Source organism: Paenibacillus cellulosilyticus, from assembly GCF_003182255.1.
Taxonomy (GTDB): domain Bacteria; phylum Bacillota; class Bacilli; order Paenibacillales; family Paenibacillaceae; genus Paenibacillus_T; species Paenibacillus_T cellulosilyticus.
The window spans coordinates 399,271-417,501 of the sequence record NZ_QGTQ01000002.1 but is presented as its reverse complement, the minus strand read 5'-3'; the positions used below and the strand labels follow the sequence as shown (position 1 = coordinate 417,501).

The window sequence follows — 18,231 nt, the reverse complement described above, 5'->3', positions numbered from 1 at the left end:
TGGGTAGAAACTCTTTAAGCAGGTAGAAACTCTTTAGCTGGGTAGAAATGTTGATTTAGGTAAGTAAGATCTAATGGGGTTCAAGGGGCGAAGCCCCTTACTCCACAATGATCTCTGCTTTCATGCGCGTATGGCCTGTGCCGCAGGCAATGTTACAGAAGATTTCATACGTTCCTGCTTTATCGAACGACAGAATCTTTGATTCGTTTGATTTGATGGAGAAGCTCGTGTCTTTGATCTTTACACCGTGGAAACCGGATTCGGATTCAACAGCAATTTTGACAGCTTCGCCCGCTTTCACATGGTATTCGGCTTGATCGAATTCCCAGTTCTTTGCGTGAATTACAAGCTGTGCAGTCGCTTCCGAAGGCTCCGAAATGTTAGCGTTCATCGTTGTGGAGCTGGAGCCGCAGGCACTCAGTGCCAACGTAAGCATGATGGCCAGCGTGCAGCCTGCAATTGCTTTCTTCATATTCATAACCGACTAGACTCCCCTCATCATCTTCTATCGCGTACCCCAGTCGTACGCTGCGGTGACATGTCCTTCCTATTGTATACGAAAGCGGCGATTGCCGCAGTTACAAAATCGTGAAGCTTTATGTGCTGTTCGCCGTAAAGAATAAGGGAACAAGCCAAGACCCCTTGCTCCGCAGAGTAAGGGGATCTCGGCAAAAGCTCAGGTTGCGCTTGAGGCTAAACCGCTAATTGCGGCTGCGTTCGCTGCGGCCTGCTTCGAACGGTGTGCTGACCGGAATGAACAGGTCGACGATCCCGATGACCAGTGCAGCGAGGATAGCACCGAGCCACGTAACGCTGACGCCTCCAACAATGAACTGCGCGACCCATATGACGACGGCACTGGCGATGAAACCAACGATGCCTCGCCCGAATGGGGTCACCCTTGTACCGAAAATACCTTCAACTATCCATCCCAATGCGGCGATGACCAGCGCGAGGAACAAGGCGCTCCAGAATCCGCCTACGCTGAATTGGGGAACGATAAAACCAACAAGCATGAGCACAAGCGCTGCGACAATGAATCGAACGACATGGCCTAGAAAATGCATGGTGGGTCCTCCTCATTAAGATGTCTCATATCCGAGCGTCAAAGTGTCGGGCATGATACTTAATATAGTTCCCACAAGCTACTGCCGCATGTATGGAAGGTTACGTCATAGCATCCAGTTCACGCATCGGCTATAATGAACGTTGAGAGGAGCTGTTTGAAGCCTTGGATCACAAAATATTGCATACAATGGATTATTATAAAATCATTCATAAACTTTCGGCTCATGCTGCAACGCCGCTTGGCAAAGCAGTTATTGAACAATTGAAGCCGAGCCCCGATCTTTCGATCGTCAAGCACTCGCTGCAGGCGACGGATGAGGGATACAAGGCGGACCGATTGAAGGGTTCGCCGCCTTTTCGCGGAATCGCAGATTTGTCGATGTCGCTCAAGCGCGCTCGTATCGGCGGAACGCTGAATCCGGCGGAGCTGCTTGAAATTGCAGAGACCATTCGCGCGGGCCGCAGAGTGAAGAAGCATGTGCTTCAGCTGCATGATGCTGATCCGATTCCATTGCTGGCCGAGATCGCGGAGCCGCTGTCGGAACATAAGCCGACAGAGGACGCGATTCTGGCGTGCATTGACGAGAATGCGGAAGTTATGGATCAAGCGAGTCCGGAGCTGGCAGCCGTAAGACGAGAGCTTCGCAACGGCGAGTCCCGCATTCGTGAGAAGCTGGAGCAGATGATACGTTCGAGTTCGGTTCAGAAAATGCTCCAGGACGCAATTATTACGTTGCGCAATGATCGCTATGTTATTCCGGTTAAGTCGGAATACCGTTCTAATTTCGGTGGCATCGTGCATGACCAGTCAAGCTCGGGTGCGACCATGTTCATCGAGCCGGAAGTAATTGTCTCCATGAATAACAAGCTGCGCGAGCTTCGTGCGAATGAAGAGCGTGAGGTTGAGAAAGTGCTTCAGAAGCTGACGGCACTGACAGCTGATGTTAGCGAAGATCTGCTGGCGGATGCTGAAGGACTGGGTGCGCTTGACTTTGCTTTCGCGAAGGCACGCCTCGCGCATGAGATGCGTGCGTCACTGCCACGGATGAATGATCGCGGCTTCTTGAAGCTGAAGCGCGGACGTCATCCGCTGCTTGCTGCGGAAGCGGTTGTGCCGACTGATGTAGAGCTCGGCAACTCGTTCTCGGCCATCATCGTCACCGGTCCGAATACGGGCGGTAAGACGGTATCACTGAAGACGGTTGGTCTGCTTAGTCTAATGGCGATGTCAGGCTTGTTCATCCCAGCCGAAGAAGGCAGTCAGATGTGTGTATTCGATGCAATCTATGCCGATATTGGTGATGAGCAGAGCATCGAACAGAACCTGAGTACATTCTCCAGCCATTTGACGAATATTATTCGCATCTTGAAAGCAATGACGCCTAAGAGCCTTGTGCTGCTTGATGAGCTTGGTGCCGGTACGGACCCGGCGGAAGGCTCGGCGCTCGCCATTGCGATACTGGAGCACATTCATAAGCTTGATTCGCGTATTATTGCAACGACGCACTACAGCGAGCTGAAGGCTTATGCTTACAATCGCAAAGGCGTCATTAACGCCAGCATGGAGTTCGATGTCGCAACGCTCAGCCCGACCTACCGACTGCTCGTTGGCGTACCGGGCCGAAGCAATGCATTCGCAATTGCAGAGCGGCTTGGACTGCCGAAGGCGATTATTGACCATGCGCGCGGTGAAGTAAGCGAAGAAGATGCGCGCGTCGAGAACATGATCGCTTCGCTCGAAGAGGATCGTCTTAGCGCCGAGAATGAGCGCAACACTGCGGAGGCGCTGCGCCGCGAGCTTGAAGAGCTGCGTGCGAAGCATGAAGCGGAACGTGAGCGGTTTGAAGAACAACGCGACAAGCTGCTGCGCAAAGCGCAGGATGACGCGCGCGAAGCGGTTCGGAAGGCGAAGGCAGAAGCTGAGCAGATCATTGCCGATCTGCGCAAGCTGGCGATGGAGGAAGGTGCGTCCGTCAAGGAGCACAAGTTGATCGAAGCGCGACGCAAGCTGGATGAAGCGACGCCGGAGCTGCATCGGCCGAAGCCAGCAGGCGGTAAACGCGGATCGAAATCAGCTCGTATCGGCCCAGGCGATGAAGTTCGCGTTTACAGCCTGAATCAGAAGGGCAGCGTCATTGAGCTTGCTGGTTCAGAAGCGTTGGTTCAGCTTGGCATTATGAAGATGAAGGTTGCCCTCGACGATCTGGAGCTATTGAAATCGAGCGAAGCTGCAGCGAAGCAGCAGCAGCCGAAGCAAGCTGCCAGCTTGAAGCGTACGCGCGATGAGAGTGCAACGATGGAGCTGGATCTGCGTGGTGCATCGCTTGATGAAGCATTGATCGAAGCGGACCGATTCCTCGACGAAGCATTCCTGGCGGGCTTCGGACGTGTACACCTGATTCACGGCAAAGGGACCGGCGTTCTGCGTACGGGCATTCAAGATTTTCTGCGTCGGCATAAGCATGTGAAGTCTTATCGGCTTGGACAGTATGGGGAAGGCGGAGCCGGGGTGACGGTAGCCGAGCTCAACTGACGGGAGGAAGCAGATGGAACGCGAACTCGATCGATTTCTTGACAACTCGCTTGTCGCCTCGATGGCTTATGTATCGGTTGCCGTGCTCGCGCTCATAGTCGTGTTATACTTGTTTGAGCTGGTTACCTCTTATTCATGCTGGGAAGAAATCAAGAAGGGCAACTTGTCCGTTGCAATGGCGACCGGCGGTAAAATGCTTGGCATCTGCAACATTTTCCGCTTCGCCATTGCGGCAGATCAATCGATCTACGAATGTATCGGCTGGGCGGCATTTGGCTGCGCCATTCTGCTTGCCGCTTACATCCTGTTCGAATTCGTTACGCCTGTATTCCGAATTGACCACGAGATTGAGCAGGACAATCGCGCTGTCGGCCTTATTGCTATGGTTATTTCTGTAGCGCTGTCTTATGTCATTGGCGCGACCATCAACTAATCACGGGAGACGATTATAACGTGAAGTATTTGTGGGGAACGCTGTTTGCCCTCGCGTTCGTTTTTGTAGCGCTGGGCGTATATTATTTATCCAATAACTAGAGGTGAAGTAAGATGAGCGGCAGCGAACATCAGCACAATGGTACGATTTGTCCATGGTGCCATTCCGAAATCGTATGGGACGAAGAGATCGGTCCAGAGGAATTCTGTCCACATTGCGACAACGAGTTGTCAGGCTATCGGACCATGCAGATCGGCATTGATCAGTCGTCGGATGATTCCGATGAGGAAGAACTTGAACACAACCACAATCATGACAATGAAGAAGATGAATGGTCAGATAACGATTCGAGCGAATGGATGGAATCGGCTAAGGCAGGGGACGGCTTCCGTCAGGCACGCCGTTCGGGTTTTGCAATCGAAGAGAAAATCGAGCGTGTGTTGGACGATCAGCTTGAAGTACCTGAATGCCCTTCGTGCAGAGGGTACATGCTGGAGCTTGGCGCCAATCAAGTAACGCGCGATAACTTTAAGCCTGCTGTTCCGCCAGCACTTGGACAACCGTTGTTGGCCGCACCATTCGAGACGGTACTGTATGTATGTCCTTCCTGCTTCGAGACGTCAACGAAGCTTTCATTTGCCGCACGTCAGCAATTGACTGAGCTGCTGGAGAAGTCATCCAAATAACACCCTAAACAGCATGCTCCTATCCGGTTTGGGACACCTTAAATTGCGTGTTCAAAAAAGTTCGGTTGTCTCGAATCGGGAGGTTATGCAAATGGCTGAAGAAGCTGCGGGGAAGCGTATGTCAGGGCGGTTGGATGGACAATCCCGCCGATTGATGGCCGTTCACGGCATGTACGCGGCTGCCAGTGCGTTATCAGGTACGTTCATACCGGTATATTTGTGGAAGGCCCAAGAGTCTTTCGCAAGCATCGGCTGGTTCTGCATGAGCCAATATATCGTGAGCGGACTGTTGTTCTGGATCGCCGGTAAATGGGTGAAGGAACATAACAAAATGATCGTATTTCGGCTCGGCATTGCGCTGTCGGGCTGCTTTTATTTTACGGTGTTATTGCTTGGTCCTTCTGCCTACCGCTGGGTTGTGCCGATCGGCATATTGGATGGACTAGCTCTAGGGCTATTCTGGCTCTCGTACAATATTATTTACTTCGAAGTGACGGAGGCGGACAACCGCGACCGCTATAACGGGATTGCTGGTCTGCTTGGAGCGGCTGCCGGAATTGTGGCGCCGTGGCTGTCTGGTTTCATTATTACGACATCTCGAAATCAGATTGGTTATCGAATTATTTTTACGGCGTCGCTGATCGTACTTGCTGGGGCGGTCATCGTTTCTCTTGGGCTGAAGAACCGTGATACGGAGGGCCATTATGATTGGATGCTTCCCTTCAAGCAGTTGAAGGAGCGGGGCAATCCATGGCGCCGATTCGCAATTGCGATTACAACGCAAGGCATTCGTGACAGCGTCTTTATGTTTCTAGTGGGCTTAACCGTCTATGTAGCAACGCATAATGAGCAAAAGGTCGGCAACTACGCCTTAATTACATCGGCTGTTGCGCTCGTCAGCTTCTGGTTTGTGGGGCGTTCGATGCGAATGAATCGTCGAAGCGGAGCGATGCTGATCGGTGTACTTGCACTGTCAGCTGTTATCCTTCCGCTGTTCTTCGGCATTCGTTATCCGCTGCTCCTTATCTTTGGGGTCGGTACAGCGCTGCTTACGCCGTTGTATATGATTCCGATCACGTCATCGGTCTTCGATCTAATTGGACGGAACGAGGAGTCGGTCAAACAGCGAGAGGAACTTATCGTCCTAAGGGAACTTGCCTTAACGTTCGGCAGAGCGATCGGTATGACGGCTTATCTGCTCGTATTGACGCGCACGCACTCACCGGCGGCGATTACATGGCTGTTATTCGGGGTCGGCAGCATGCCGATTGTTGGATGGATAGCGACCAGACATTTATTGAATAGAACGGCAGCAGGAGGCAATGCCTCTCATGCAGCATATCGAAAGGAGGACGCATATGCCTCGCATCGTACAATCGATAACGGACCTCATTGGAGACACGCCAGCGATTCGGCTAAGAAGGCTGGTGACCGATCAGGACGCCGAGGTGCTGGTCAAGCTTGAGAAGCTTAATCCAAGTGGAAGCGTGAAGGATCGGGCCGCATCCGCTCTCATTGCAGATGCAGAGCGAAGAGGAATGATCGTGCCGGGCAGCACCATCATTGAGCCAACAAGCGGAAATACGGGAATTGGACTTGCGATGAATGCCGCGGCCAAAGGCTATCGGCTTATTCTCGTTATGCCGGACAATATGTCGGTGGAACGGATCAAAATGCTGCGTGCCTATGGGGCAGAGGTTGTCCTGACGCCAGCGGCAGAGCGGATGCCCGGCGCTATTAAGAAGGCTGAAGAGCTCGCGCAGGGCATTCCGAACAGCTTCATCCCGAACCAGTTCGAGAATCATGCGAATCCGGATGTGCATCGAACGACGACCGCGCTTGAAATTATGGAGCAGACGGAAGGACGACTCGACGCATTCGTAGCAACAGCTGGTACGGGCGGCACGATAACGGGAACAGGGGAAGCGCTCAAAGAGCAGCTGCCGGGTTTGTATGTGGCCGTTGTTGAGCCGCAGGGCTCGCCTGTGTTGTCAGGTGGCAGTCCTGGACCGCATAAGCTGGTGGGAACAAGTCCAGGTTTTGTGCCGTCCATTCTCAATACCTCCATCTACAATGAAATCATTCAAGTGTCGGATGAGCATGCGCTTGATACGATGCGTCGATTAGCGCGTCTTGAAGGGATTCTAGTCGGACCGTCTTCCGGCGCATCGGTATGGGCGGCACTTACAATTGCCAAGCGGCTTGGGCCAGGCAAACGTGTGCTGTGCATTGCACCGGATACAGGTGAACGATACTTAAGCATGGATATTTTCTAAATGCGCTTAATCCGCACTTTTTTCGTTAATGAATAAAACAAAAGGTGCGGATTAGCTGCTCTCCCACAGCTCCCCATAAGTATTTGGAATACTCTTAGCAGCACCCTTATGTTTGAACACCACATATTTTTGTCTGGGGAACGTATGTAAAGTCATTCCTTCACCGACCTTCTCGAACTTAACCGAATCGATCTCAATCCCACATGTATAGAAGTAATGATCACTTCTCGGAGGAAGGCAAATCCCTACAATTTCATCTACTTTGTTTTCAGAAAGAAACCGATAAGATTTTGCCCATAATGCTGGAATTGGATCAACAACATCACCACTCCATTTGCCAGCCGCACCGTAACCTACTAATACAAATGAATCCTTTATCCGTTCTTTAAAATTCATCATTGTTCCTACCTTCTCTTGTTTAATAACCTATTGTGAGTGTAATCGCATTTAGTCTGTTTCTCTTGACCTTTTTTGCTTTTTGCAGCTTTGATGTTTTCGCTGCAGGCATGAAAAAATCCCCTCCGGTCAACAGTGATTAAGCCCATCATACGATGGATTCTTTTTTCACTGTCTACCATAAGGGGATAATGCTAGCCCAACTGCTTCACATGATTCTCTTTTGGCTGCTTGTCATGCGCCGCTTGCGTTAATCCGGCCAATTGTTCGTCAATTCGTTGTACACGATATCGCGGCGCTCAACGATGTAGCGTCGCATAATGTAAGGCTCGGATTCGAATACCGAAAATGCGTGCTTGCGCGAATAATCCCTGCTGATTGCATCAGCAATCGAGCTATGCATGCTCTCGATAGCAGGTGAAAGCGCATCGAGCGTAAATTGTTTTTCCAAGTATCCAAGCAGTATCTTCTTGTATTCCGTACGATAATCGCTGAAGGAGAAGAGTTTCTCCGTTAAGGCGTTATAGCCTTTCACATCGACGATGTCGCTGTCACATACGCGTCCGTAGCAGTTTCTTCCCCACGTACCTTCGTAATCCCACGGCAAAATTCGATACTTGCCATTGCTGCTTCGCTCATACAACGCATAGTTTTGTTCGAACCCGTCGTAATTGCCTGTCAGCACCGCACCCGCGAGCCATTTTAAGTAGAAGGTCGTATCCAGTCGACTCGATAATACATTAGCAAGACTGCTGCCTTCGAGTTGATTAATTTTGCGTACAAACGATATTAGGCGGGACTTTGTATAGTCATCGCCGAGCTGCTTCTCATACCCATCGAATAAGGATTCTTTCTCCTCATACGTATAAGGATCGTATAAGCTGAAGTTGGCGCTGTCGTTACTTGCATACACAAGCGATTTCCAACCTAAATTGCGGTTTTTGAAAAAATAGCGGTCCACCGCTTCAATCTCCAAATAAACCCCCTGCGCCTCACCGTTTAATTCCAACTCGATATGCTTCGTTCTTGGTGAATAGACGCCAAGCGTATTTAAGAAATGAAACGAGAACGCGTTGCGCATCATGGAAGGGTCATCATACTCTGCATTCCAGTGCAGGGTGCGGACGCCGCTGCTGTTGCTTCGATTATATCGGATTTCATAGGATTTCTTAGCGTAGCGGATCGTATGTCCTCCGCGATGACGAAGACCTGCGTCGATCGTTTTGCCGTCCATCGTCAGCTTAATTTGCACAAAGTCTTTGCTGCGAGGGTTTTCCTGCAGCTTCTCCCACTCCGATTGCTCAATTGTGATCGATCTAGGCGAAACCGATTGCTGCGACATTCGTGCACCTCCGAGGCCAAAGTAAAAAGCCTATTGGTATCAATAGGCTTTTGTGCTAATTACTCTATGCTTGAGGCGCTTGTCACGTCACTGGAATGAACGATTGGGGTTGTCCGATTCCGTTACACGCCACCGGATCCGCCGGAGCGTCCGCCTGATCCACCTGAGCCGCCAGAACGGCCTCCCGAGCCACCCGATCCGCCGGAGCGGCCCCCAGAACCACCAGATCCACCCGAGCGACCGCCTGAGCCGCCAGAACGGCCTCCCGAGCCACCGGATCCGCCGGAGCGACCGCCAGAACCACCCGATCCTCCCGAACGTCCGCCTTGCGATCCGCCGGAGCCTTGGTTTACTTCACCCCAAGAGCCCCAATCCTTTTTGCCAGCTTTGTAAGATGCCATTAGCAATTCCTCCCTTAATTGAACATGGTGTAATCTATGAACCGAATCTAGCAATCGCGACAGGAAGTTCGTCCAATCTACTAAAAATGGATATTAATCTAGTACCGCTACTATACGAGATACATATAGATATATTACAAATCGTCACCAAGGATAGATGAACCTAAGACGGTAATGGAGGGATGCAGAACTTACAGGCTTGCAGGTGCAAGCGAGCAGTTGATCGTAACGTGATGTCAAGTCGGTTGCTCTTAATTGGTTCGTCTGGTTTCTATCTATCTAACAATTTTTTGGAGGGAATTATCCTATGATGTATTGGAACTATAACAACTGCAATAAAGGCCATCACCCACATCGTTCCCATCGTTCGCAAAGATCGGCCGGCAATGCTAACTTCCTGGAAGCTCTTGTCGGTGAGCAAGTGAAAATCAACCGCGGCGGCCCAGACTCTATCTTCGGCAAACTTCTGGCAGTAAAAAGCGACTACCTGGTTGTTGGAACTTCTGAAGGCGTCGTTTATGTCAAAAGAAATCACATCAAATCGATCACTGACTTGGATGGCAGCCATGGCAGCACGGGAGGTTCCCGTACAGGCGGTACAGGCACAGGAACAGGCGGCCGTTCGGGAGGCTCGAGAGGTACGAAAGCTTTCGTCCAAGCCGATAACTTCCGCGGTGTCCTTAGAGCGCTGAACCAGAAGTTCGTGCAAGTGAACTGGGGCGGCCCTGAGAAAGTAGAAGGCTTCCTGGCTGAAGTATCGGGTGACCGTATCCTCGTCGTATCCGATCACAAGAAAGTAGATATCTTCATCGACCATATCAAATCGATCAAACTCGAGAAAAAACGCTCCAGCGGCACGGGCGGCGGCACAGCCGGCGCTTCGAACGCACCAGCTCTTAAACCAGTAGCTCCAGTAGCAGTGAAGAAAGCCCTCAAACGGCGCGTAGGCCGTTAACTTCCGCGAAGTGCCGGTGAACGTAAGCCGGGCCGGATGGGTAACCGTTCCGACTCGGCTTTTCGTCACAGCACTCCTCATAGGCGTACGACTATTGAGCGTGAAAGGAGGGGCAGTATTCGATGAAGCAGCAGCATCCGTTAATGAATAGTCTGATCGACCTCGATATTTCGGGTAAATCGTCAACACTGCGGGGCAAGCTCGTTGATATGGGGCAGGATATACTTGTCATCCACAATAGCCAGCAGTTCGTTTATGTGCCGATCATCCATCTTCAACAGATGAGAGCGGCCAATACGCAAGACGCTTCCAACATGACCTTTGAAGTTCCAGAAACCCCATTCGAGCAGGCGAATGATACGATTTCTTACCGCAAGACGCTTATGAATGCCAAGGGCATGTTCTCTGAGCTGTACATTACAGGCAATCAATCGATACATGGTTATTTGACAAGTGTGATGAACGACTTCTTCGTTTTCTATTCACCTGTATATCATTCCGTTATCGTTTCGCTCACGCACTTGAAATATCTGATTCCATACAGCCCGAATGTGACGCCATATACACTGACTCCTGAACAATTTCCGCTGAAGCCATCACCACTTACACTTGCGCGTACATTTGATCAACAGCTTCGCAAGCTGGTTGGGGAGTTCGTTATTCTGGATCTAGGTGAGAATCCGAACAAAATCGGCGTTCTGAAGAATGTAGATCAGAATATGGTTGAGCTTGCCACTGCCGGAGGAAACTCGGTGTATCTCCATCTCGATCACGTGAAGACGATCCATCTTCCATAAAGCGTCAACCTAAGAAAGTTCAAGTCCCTGCAAGCATCGTGTGGGGACGGACTTTCTTTTGTCTTTTTGTTAGTTGGATTTTACATATTAGAGAAATAATCGGGACACAATACAGTAGGTTGCAAAAAAGCAAGGGAGGGATAGCAATGGTACAACCGATTACGGCTAAAGAGCTAGAGTATATTGCCGATTCGATGTCGAATGAGGACCTTCTGCTGAAGCAAAATGCTGTTCTCGCTTCGTCCAGCTCGAATCAGGCTCTCGTTCAAGTCGCACAGCAGTTCATTGCAACGCACCAACAGCACTATCAAACACTGCTGCAAGCCCTGCATCAGCATTCTAATGCAGCACCAACTCAGCCTCAGCAATAATCGCCTTAAGGAACAGGAGGGTATCGAATGCACCATCAATCGATTTTGCCAGACGAGGATTTGGCAAGCGTCATTCTGTCCGATCTGAAGCGGGTCGTTCGGGAGTACGCTACAGCGGCTACGGAGTCAACATGTCCTGAGATTCGGAAGTTGTTCACAGATCTGACGAATAGCACATTGAACATGCAAGGGCAGCTGTTCACTACTATGCAAAGTCAGCAAATGTATAACACATCGTCTCCAGCGCTTCGCCAAGAGATCGATAAACAAGGTAAGCAGTACGATCAGACGCTGCAAAAAACGAATCAATTCGTTCAGCAGAAGCTCAGTGGTATTGCACAGCAATCGGTCTATTACACGAGCCGGCCCAATGTGGCGCATATCCCGCAGCAGCAGGCTCAGCAGCCGCCTGTTTTCTACAGTTAACCGGTGCAGCAGTCTCTTCTTCGTCTCGCGTTACAGACGTAGGAGACTGCTGTTTTTTGTTTTGCAGTCGGAACGGATTCATTGTAATATTAATTTTATATATCGGAAGAAAGGTTTGAAGGAGCTGTGACGATGAGCGATTTGAAAATGAAAATATTGGACTTGCTGAAGGAAGACGCCCGTCGAGATGCAGAGCTGATTGCGACGATGTTGGATGTTCAAGTCGACGTAGTAAAGCGTGAAATCGCTGAGATGGAGAATGACCATCTGATCGTGAAATATGCAGCCGTTGTGAACTGGAGCAAGGTGCACGACGAAACCGTAACCGCATTGATCGAGGTACAGATTACGCCTGAGCGCGGCCGTGGCTTTGAGGGGATTGCAGAGCGCATCTACTTGTATCCGGAAGTGAAATCGGTCTACCTCATGTCCGGTGCTTATGATCTCCTTGTTGAGGTTGAAGGCAAGACACTGAAGGAAGTTGCTTCTTTCGTGTCCAACAAGCTGTCGCCAATCGATTTGGTGCTTTCCACGAAAACATTTTTCATTCTAAAAAAATACAAGCAGGACGGCATCATCTTCGACGAATCCGTTGGTGACCAGCGCTTGATGATTTCGCCATAAAGGGTGATAAGGCATGATTAACGAACAGCAGACTGCGCCGGTTAATCGGCGCGCTTCATTTGCAGATTATTTGGCGCCGCAGGCACGTTCGCTGAAGCCGTCAGGCATTCGGCGCTTTTTTGATTTGGTTAGCGGACGCAAGGACGTTATTACACTCGGCGTTGGCGAACCGGATTTTGTCACGCCATGGCATGTTCGCGATGCTTGCGTCGCTTCGCTGGAGAATGGCAAGACGCAATATACGTCCAACGCAGGTATGCCCGAGCTTCGGGAGGCGATTGGCGGCTATCTGAATGACCGCTTCAACGTAACGTATAATCCTGCGGATGAAATTCTCGTTACGGTTGGCGGCAGTGAAGCAATCGACTTGGCGCTGCGTGCGCTCATTGCACCTGGCGATGAAATCTTGATTCCAGAGCCTTGCTACATTTCGTACTCTCCGATTACGACGCTGACCGGTGGTGTAGCGGTAGGGATCGAGACGTTAGCGCAAGACGCATTTAAGCTTCGTGCAGAGCAGCTGAAGGCAGCGATTACGCCGCGATCCAAGGTGCTTATTTTGTGCTATCCGAGCAATCCGACGGGCGGCGTTATGACGTACGACGACTGGCTGCCAATTGCGAAGCTCGTCGAAGAGAATGATCTGATCGTTATTTCCGACGAAATCTATGCCGAGCTGTCCTATGGACAGAAGCATGTGAGCTTCGCGGCAATGCCAGGTATGCGTGACCGGACGATTCTCGTAAGCGGCTTCTCCAAGGCGTTCGCGATGACAGGCTGGCGGATGGGCTATGCTTGCGGGCATCCGGAAATTATATCGGCAATGCTTCGTATACACCAATACACGGTTATGTGCGCACCAATCATGGGGCAAGTCGCAGCGCTTGAAGCGCTGACGAACGGGATGGAAGAGATGGAGCGGATGATCGAATCGTACAATCAGCGCCGCCGTCTCGTCGTGAAGGGCTTCCGCGAGATTGGGCTTGAGTGCCATGAGCCGCAAGGTGCTTTCTACGCATTCCCATCGGTTAAATCGACTGGGCTGTCTTCTGAAGTATTCGCGGAACGTCTGCTCACAGAAGGCAACGTTGCTGCAGTGCCGGGCAATGTATTCGGGCTTGGTGGCGAAGGACATCTGCGGTGCTCGTACGCGACAAGCGTGTCGCAGTTAAACGAAGCAATCGAACGTATCGGCAAATTCGTAGAACGCGTACGAAATGAAGGCTAATAGTTAACAATAACCTTATAAATAACATAAATGTTGACTATCCATCCGAGGATCTGTTTGATATAATTTAACAGTGGCTTTACAAATAACTGTTAAATTTATAATCAGAGCCAAAGGAGGGAAAGCATTGACGGTAGCGGAGAAAGAGCTAACGCGAGCAGAGACTACTCTGGCGCAATCCAGTCAACGTAGTAGTCATTCGACGCGAACGCTGTCCCTGACCTTGCAGGTTCTGGAACAAGAGATATTCGTATTACGTAATGCGATGGAACGTATGTATAGGGAGCAGGCCACCTTTCAATCGGAGCTCGTAATCGACCTCAGTCGTCAACTCGATGTGAAGATCAACGAGTATATGCATTACTCGTGCAGTTTAAGAGCATGAACCAATCGCCCCTTTTAGGGGCGTTTCTTTTTTTTGGGCTCATCCACGTTTATGGTATAGTAGAGACAGTCTGATTTGGAGGGGAACGAGTTGTTGAGGATGAAAAGGAAGACCAAATGGGGCGCAGCGCTCTCGACGATGCTGCTAGCTGCTGCACTGTTGACTGGATGCGGGAATAAGGCGGATTTATCTGTATTTATGATTCCGGAGACGGGGATGCCGGATTCGGTGACGCAATCGATTAAGACGAATCTGCAGGAGAAGATGGGCGATAAGACGGTAGAAGTATATGGCAGCCCAATCTATAACGCGCAGAAGCTGATCGTTGAATATATTGCAGGTGAGCATGGTATTCTCGTCATTCCGAAGAGCGATTTCGTGTCCATGGTCGGAGAAGGCGGCGGTCAACCGCTTGACGATTTGTTCAAGGCAGAGGATTACCCAGACGGCGTTATGACGGGCACGGTGTACAAAGAGAATGATGAAGAAGTGCAGGAGAAACATCTCTATGGCATTCCGGTGAAGCAAGCGGAGATGTTCAAGAAAGCAGGCTTCGTGCCAGATGACCTGTTCCTCATCATACCGACGAATGCGCCAGATCTTGCGCTCTCTCAGCAAGCGATGAAAGGAATGGTCAATCCGTGAAGCTTTATACAAGAACAGGCGATAGCGGCAAAACATCGATGAAGGGCGGCCGAGTGCTCAAGGACGATCCGCATGTGGAGGCGTATGGGACAGTCGACGAGCTGAACAGCTTCGTCGGTATCGCAGCTGCGCAGGCGGCTTCAACAGCTGCGACGCAAGCGCTTGCGGCTGAGCTTGTCGAAATTCAGCAGGAGCTGTTCGACTGCGGCTCTGATTTGGCTTTTGCAATCCCGGCGGAGCAGCATTACAAGGTAACGGCGGAGATGACGGAACGTCTAGAGCAGTGGATTGATGCGCATACGGATGCTGCACCAGCGATTCAGCGCTTTATTTTGCCAGGGGGAAGCGAATTGTCGGCAACGCTGCATGTGTGCCGGACGGTGTGCAGACGCGCAGAGCGCCGCATCGTGACGTTGTCTTCCTCACATCCTATTCCTGCTGAGCCACTCAAATATATGAACCGATTGTCCGATTATTTCTTCGCGGCTGCACGTGCAGCGAATGCGCTGCTTGGTGTGCCGGATACCGAATATGTACGCAGTGCGAATGTATTCAAGACGCGCGACAAGTCATGAGCGAATGGGAACAAGATTATTATAAACCGCTCTCGGTAACGGCAACGGAACGGGAAGACGGCATGCAGGTGCGGACGATTCTGGAGCGCAGGCTTGGCGTATCGCGTAAACTGCTGTCGAAGCTTAAGCTGACAGAGCTGGGCTTGACCGTGAATGGGAAACGAGTCTACACCTCTGATCGCGTGCATACCGGAGATGTAGTGACGATTCGGATGGAGAAGGAGTATTCCGACGATATTTTGCCCGAGCCCTTACCGATTGAAGTTGTGTTCGAGGACGATGATCTGCTGATCGTCAACAAGCCGGCAGGAATTATCGTGCATCCGACGCATGGACATTATACAGGGACGCTTGCGAACGGCGTCGTTCATTATTGGGCGGAGAAGGGCGAGATCGTACGGTTTCGCCCGATTCATCGGTTGGATGAGCATACGTCGGGACTCGTCGTTATCGCGAAGACGCCGTATGTGCATCAGCAGCTGTCCGAACAGCTGCAGGCTGATGAGATCGAGAAGCGGTATTTGGCATTCGTGCATAATCGGCCCGAGCCGTCTGCCGGTACAGTCACTGGACCGATTGATCGGGACCCCGAGCGGCCGCATCTTCGTATCGTAACCCCAGACGGCTACGCCTCCGTGACGCATTATGAGACTGCGGCTGTATATGGCGATGGGAAGGCTGCTTGTGTTCGGCTGAAGCTGGAGACGGGACGGACGCATCAAATTCGAGTACATATGAAGCATATTGGATGTCCGCTTATTGGTGATGAGATGTATGGGCCGGATGAGGGACTTGGCGAGATGGACGAAGCGGCCGGCAGACAGGCGCTTCATGCGGAATCAATCGCATTCACGCATCCCATTACACGAGAGCGGATGAAATGGACAGCAGCGCTGCCGGATGATCTGCGGCGGCTGGAACTTTACCTTCAGGAAGGAACGAACTAACAAATGAGTACGCGTGGTAAGCTGAAAATATATATGTATGCGAAGTGCGGCACATGCCGCTCGGCCATCAAATCGCTGCAAGCGAAAGGCTGGGAACTGGATCAGCATGATCTATTCGAGCAGGCGCCTGATATAGAAGAGCTTCGCACGGTCATCGAACGAAGCGGGCTGGAACTTAAGAAGTTTTTTAATACGTCTGGTGAAGTATATAAGGAGCTTGGTCTGAAAGATAAGCTGCCGACGATGTCTGCAGAGGAGCAACTGAAGCTATTAGCGTCGAACGGACGACTCGTGAAGCGTCCAATTGTCACAGACGGCAAGCGTGTGACGGTCGGCTTCAAGGAAGAGACGTATGAGCAGGAGTGGGGAGCGTAGTAGCGATGGCGAATAGAAGCTGGCGGTCCAGCAAGCTTGAACGACTGGGCTCATCGATTTTCGCAGAGGTTGCTTCTTGGAAGGAAGAAGCTTCGCGTGCGGGCAGACAGGTCATTGACCTCGGCATCGGAAGCCCGGATAGGCCGCCTACTGAAGCGGTACGCAAAGCCCTGTCAGAAGCGGTGCTGAAGTCGGACCGATACGCCTATCCTTCCTCGCAGGGGAGTCTGGCATTTCGCCAACAAGCTGCGAAATGGATGGATTGGCGGTTCGGCGTAACCGTTGATCCGAAGGATGAGATTGTGACGTTGATGGGTTCACAGGATGGTCTCGCCCATCTTGCCCTCGCATTGTGTGATGCGGGCGATCAAGTAGTTGTTCCGGATCCAGGCTATCCGATCTACTCGGCTTCATTGGCACTTGCTGGTGTAGAACCGGTGCTGCTGCCGCTGCGAGCGGAGAATGGTTTCCTGCCCGATCTGGCAGCTGTGCCGCAGTCCGTATGGGAGAACGTGAAGTTCGTACTGTTAGGCTACCCAGCGAATCCTGTAACGTCGATTGCCGAGGTGAGCTTCTTCGAGCAGATGGTTGCACTGGCGAAGCAGCATGGGTTCCTGCTCGTGCATGACTTGGCCTACTCGGAGATGGGCTTCGATGGCGTGAAGCCGATAAGCGTGCTGCAGATTCCGGGGGCGAAGGACGTTGCAGTCGAATTTCACTCGCTGTCCAAGAGTTTTAACATGGCTGGCTGCCGAATTGGATTTTTGGTCGGCAATTCGACAGCGGTCGGCGCGCTTCGCGAGTTGAAGGCGAATATCGATTATGGCGTATTCGGCGCCGTTCAGGAAGCGGGCATCGTCGCATTGGAAGAAGGGATGTCTGGCGCGATGGAGCCGGTCGGCAGGCTGTATGAGCGTCGGCGTGATTTGTTCATCGAGGCACTCGCAGCCGAGGGCTGGCGGATCGAGAAGCCGAAGGCGACGATGTTCGTCTGGGCGCCGCTGCCGAAGATGGCATGGACGCTGGAAGACGGCAATGCATGGAATGCACGTCGAATTTCCCGGGAAATGTTAATTCGTGTCGGAGTAGCGGTTATTCCTGGCGATGCATTCGGCAGCGAGGGCGAAGGCTTCGTGCGCATTGCGCTTGTTGAGGATGAGTCGAAGCTGCTCGAAGCTGCGCGACGAATCGGAGCGTTCATTCGCGGGGAGCAGATTTAGGACTAATTTGGTTGAGTGATTGGAAGGCTCCTCCGTGCGGTAACGTGCTGGAGATGGAATATGGGTTCGCTGCTATCTTTTATGATGGGCGTGCTGCGATGTAATCGGTTTAACGGACTACATTGTCCTTATTTGGTTCTATTGAAGGTGCTTGACGGTGTAACGGACTAGGACTACCTTATTTAGTCTGATTTGGTGTGGAAGCTGTACAGACTGGCCCAATAGCGTCGCTTGGGTCCGTTAGAATAAATTGCTGCTGGATGGCTGGATATAGCATCATCTGAGTCCGTTACCGTTCATGGTGCGTGGTGCGTGGTGAGGGCGATGAAACGAGAAATAGGCTCTGTGTTAACCAAATGGGTTAAGGCGGAGCCTATTTGGTTTACTGCTTAATTTAATAGCTTCAGAGGGTAAAGGAAAGAGCAGGCTTTCTGTTTATGGTTTATATCGAATCAATCTTGTCGTTCTCCGGGATGAAGCCGCTGCACCAATAAAAGGTGGTATCCATTTCGCCTCAACGATAACAATTTTTACTTCCCTCTCATCTC

Annotated in this window: 22 protein-coding genes; 17 read left to right on the top strand and 5 right to left on the bottom strand. The window is 51.3% G+C overall.

Features of this window, described 5'->3' with window-relative positions; all coding sequences use genetic code 11:
- Positions 1-97 precede the first annotated feature (97 nt).
- Positions 98-478, bottom strand: coding sequence for a cupredoxin domain-containing protein (locus DFQ01_RS04425; protein WP_110042661.1), 381 nt, complete (start codon positions 476-478; stop codon positions 98-100).
- 223 nt (positions 479-701) lie between these two features.
- Positions 702-1,067 (bottom strand): phage holin family protein, encoded by a 366-nt coding sequence (locus DFQ01_RS04420; RefSeq protein ID WP_110042660.1) that lies wholly within the window; start codon positions 1,065-1,067, stop codon positions 702-704.
- A 164-nt stretch (positions 1,068-1,231) separates the two neighbouring features.
- Between DFQ01_RS04420 and DFQ01_RS04415 the strand changes: the two genes are divergently transcribed.
- The 5 genes from DFQ01_RS04415 (at position 1,232) to cysK (ending at position 6,996) form a co-directional block, all read left to right on the top strand.
- On the top strand, positions 1,232-3,601 hold the full coding sequence (locus tag DFQ01_RS04415) for an endonuclease MutS2 (RefSeq protein WP_110042659.1): 2,370 nt from the start codon (positions 1,232-1,234) through the stop codon (positions 3,599-3,601).
- Positions 3,602-3,614: 13 nt separating this feature from the next.
- Positions 3,615-4,034 carry a DUF350 domain-containing protein gene (locus DFQ01_RS04410; protein ID WP_110042658.1) on the top strand — a complete coding sequence of 140 codons (420 nt, stop codon included), beginning with the start codon at positions 3,615-3,617 and terminating at the stop codon, positions 4,032-4,034.
- Between the two features lie 113 nt (positions 4,035-4,147).
- Positions 4,148-4,720: a hypothetical protein gene (locus DFQ01_RS04405; protein ID WP_110042657.1), complete on the top strand. Its 573-nt coding sequence runs from the start codon at positions 4,148-4,150 to the stop codon at positions 4,718-4,720.
- A 91-nt stretch (positions 4,721-4,811) separates the two neighbouring features.
- Positions 4,812-6,185 carry an MFS transporter gene (locus DFQ01_RS04400; RefSeq protein WP_245946522.1) on the top strand — a complete coding sequence of 458 codons (1,374 nt, stop codon included), beginning with the start codon at positions 4,812-4,814 and terminating at the stop codon, positions 6,183-6,185.
- Positions 6,079-6,996 (top strand): cysteine synthase A, encoded by a 918-nt coding sequence (gene cysK / locus DFQ01_RS04395; RefSeq protein ID WP_110042655.1) that lies wholly within the window; start codon positions 6,079-6,081, stop codon positions 6,994-6,996. Before DFQ01_RS04400 ends, cysK begins: the two co-directional genes overlap by 107 nt.
- Positions 6,997-7,047: 51 nt before the next feature.
- Here cysK and DFQ01_RS04390 read toward each other — a convergent pair whose 3' ends face one another.
- The 3 genes from DFQ01_RS04390 to DFQ01_RS30805 all read right to left on the bottom strand — a co-directional run bounded on the left by DFQ01_RS04390 (position 7,048) and on the right by DFQ01_RS30805 (position 9,135).
- On the bottom strand, positions 7,048-7,395 hold the full coding sequence (locus tag DFQ01_RS04390; protein ID WP_245946521.1) for a GyrI-like domain-containing protein: 348 nt from the start codon (positions 7,393-7,395) through the stop codon (positions 7,048-7,050).
- A 247-nt stretch (positions 7,396-7,642) separates the two neighbouring features.
- Entirely contained in the window at positions 7,643-8,734 is a 1,092-nt protein-coding gene (locus DFQ01_RS04385; RefSeq protein ID WP_110042654.1) for a CotH kinase family protein, read from the bottom strand.
- Between the two features lie 122 nt (positions 8,735-8,856).
- A complete protein-coding gene (locus DFQ01_RS30805; RefSeq protein ID WP_174812556.1) occupies positions 8,857-9,135 on the bottom strand; it encodes a hypothetical protein in 279 nt (92 codons plus the stop codon).
- A gap of 307 nt (positions 9,136-9,442) precedes the next feature.
- Here DFQ01_RS30805 and DFQ01_RS04375 point away from each other — a divergent pair, with 307 nt between their 5' ends.
- The 12 genes from DFQ01_RS04375 (at position 9,443) to DFQ01_RS04320 (ending at position 17,683) form a co-directional block, all read left to right on the top strand.
- Positions 9,443-10,090, top strand: coding sequence for a hypothetical protein (locus DFQ01_RS04375; protein WP_110042653.1), 648 nt, complete (start codon positions 9,443-9,445; stop codon positions 10,088-10,090).
- A 122-nt stretch (positions 10,091-10,212) separates the two neighbouring features.
- On the top strand, positions 10,213-10,887 hold the full coding sequence (locus DFQ01_RS04370) for a DUF2642 domain-containing protein (protein WP_110042652.1): 675 nt from the start codon (positions 10,213-10,215) through the stop codon (positions 10,885-10,887).
- Positions 10,888-11,033: 146 nt separating this feature from the next.
- On the top strand, positions 11,034-11,258 hold the full coding sequence (locus DFQ01_RS04365) for a hypothetical protein (protein WP_110042651.1): 225 nt from the start codon (positions 11,034-11,036) through the stop codon (positions 11,256-11,258).
- Positions 11,259-11,285: 27 nt separating this feature from the next.
- Complete coding sequence (locus DFQ01_RS04360) at positions 11,286-11,684, top strand: spore coat protein (RefSeq protein WP_110042650.1); 399 nt, start codon at positions 11,286-11,288, stop codon at positions 11,682-11,684.
- Between the two features lie 132 nt (positions 11,685-11,816).
- The gene (locus DFQ01_RS04355) at positions 11,817-12,308 is read left to right on the top strand and encodes an Lrp/AsnC family transcriptional regulator (RefSeq protein ID WP_110042649.1); all 492 of its coding nucleotides are present in this window, start codon (positions 11,817-11,819) and stop codon (positions 12,306-12,308) included.
- A gap of 13 nt (positions 12,309-12,321) precedes the next feature.
- Positions 12,322-13,536: an aminotransferase class I/II-fold pyridoxal phosphate-dependent enzyme gene (locus tag DFQ01_RS04350; protein ID WP_110042648.1), complete on the top strand. Its 1,215-nt coding sequence runs from the start codon at positions 12,322-12,324 to the stop codon at positions 13,534-13,536.
- A 73-nt stretch (positions 13,537-13,609) separates the two neighbouring features.
- Entirely contained in the window at positions 13,610-13,921 is a 312-nt protein-coding gene (locus DFQ01_RS32085; protein ID WP_425452354.1) for a Spo0E family sporulation regulatory protein-aspartic acid phosphatase, read from the top strand.
- 90 nt (positions 13,922-14,011) lie between these two features.
- A complete protein-coding gene (locus DFQ01_RS04340) occupies positions 14,012-14,566 on the top strand; it encodes a hypothetical protein (RefSeq protein WP_146216833.1) in 555 nt (184 codons plus the stop codon).
- Entirely contained in the window at positions 14,563-15,141 is a 579-nt protein-coding gene (locus tag DFQ01_RS04335) for a cob(I)yrinic acid a,c-diamide adenosyltransferase (protein WP_110042645.1), read from the top strand. The genes DFQ01_RS04340 and DFQ01_RS04335 overlap by 4 nt, the downstream gene beginning before the upstream one ends.
- Positions 15,138-16,088, top strand: a complete 951-nt coding sequence (locus DFQ01_RS04330; protein WP_110042644.1) for an RluA family pseudouridine synthase — start codon at positions 15,138-15,140, stop codon at positions 16,086-16,088. Before DFQ01_RS04335 ends, DFQ01_RS04330 begins: the two co-directional genes overlap by 4 nt.
- 3 nt (positions 16,089-16,091) lie before the next feature.
- Positions 16,092-16,463: an arsenate reductase family protein gene (locus tag DFQ01_RS04325; RefSeq protein WP_110042643.1), complete on the top strand. Its 372-nt coding sequence runs from the start codon at positions 16,092-16,094 to the stop codon at positions 16,461-16,463.
- 5 nt (positions 16,464-16,468) lie between these two features.
- Positions 16,469-17,683 (top strand): aminotransferase class I/II-fold pyridoxal phosphate-dependent enzyme, encoded by a 1,215-nt coding sequence (locus DFQ01_RS04320; RefSeq protein WP_110042642.1) that lies wholly within the window; start codon positions 16,469-16,471, stop codon positions 17,681-17,683.
- The last annotated feature ends 548 nt before the right edge of the window (positions 17,684-18,231 follow it).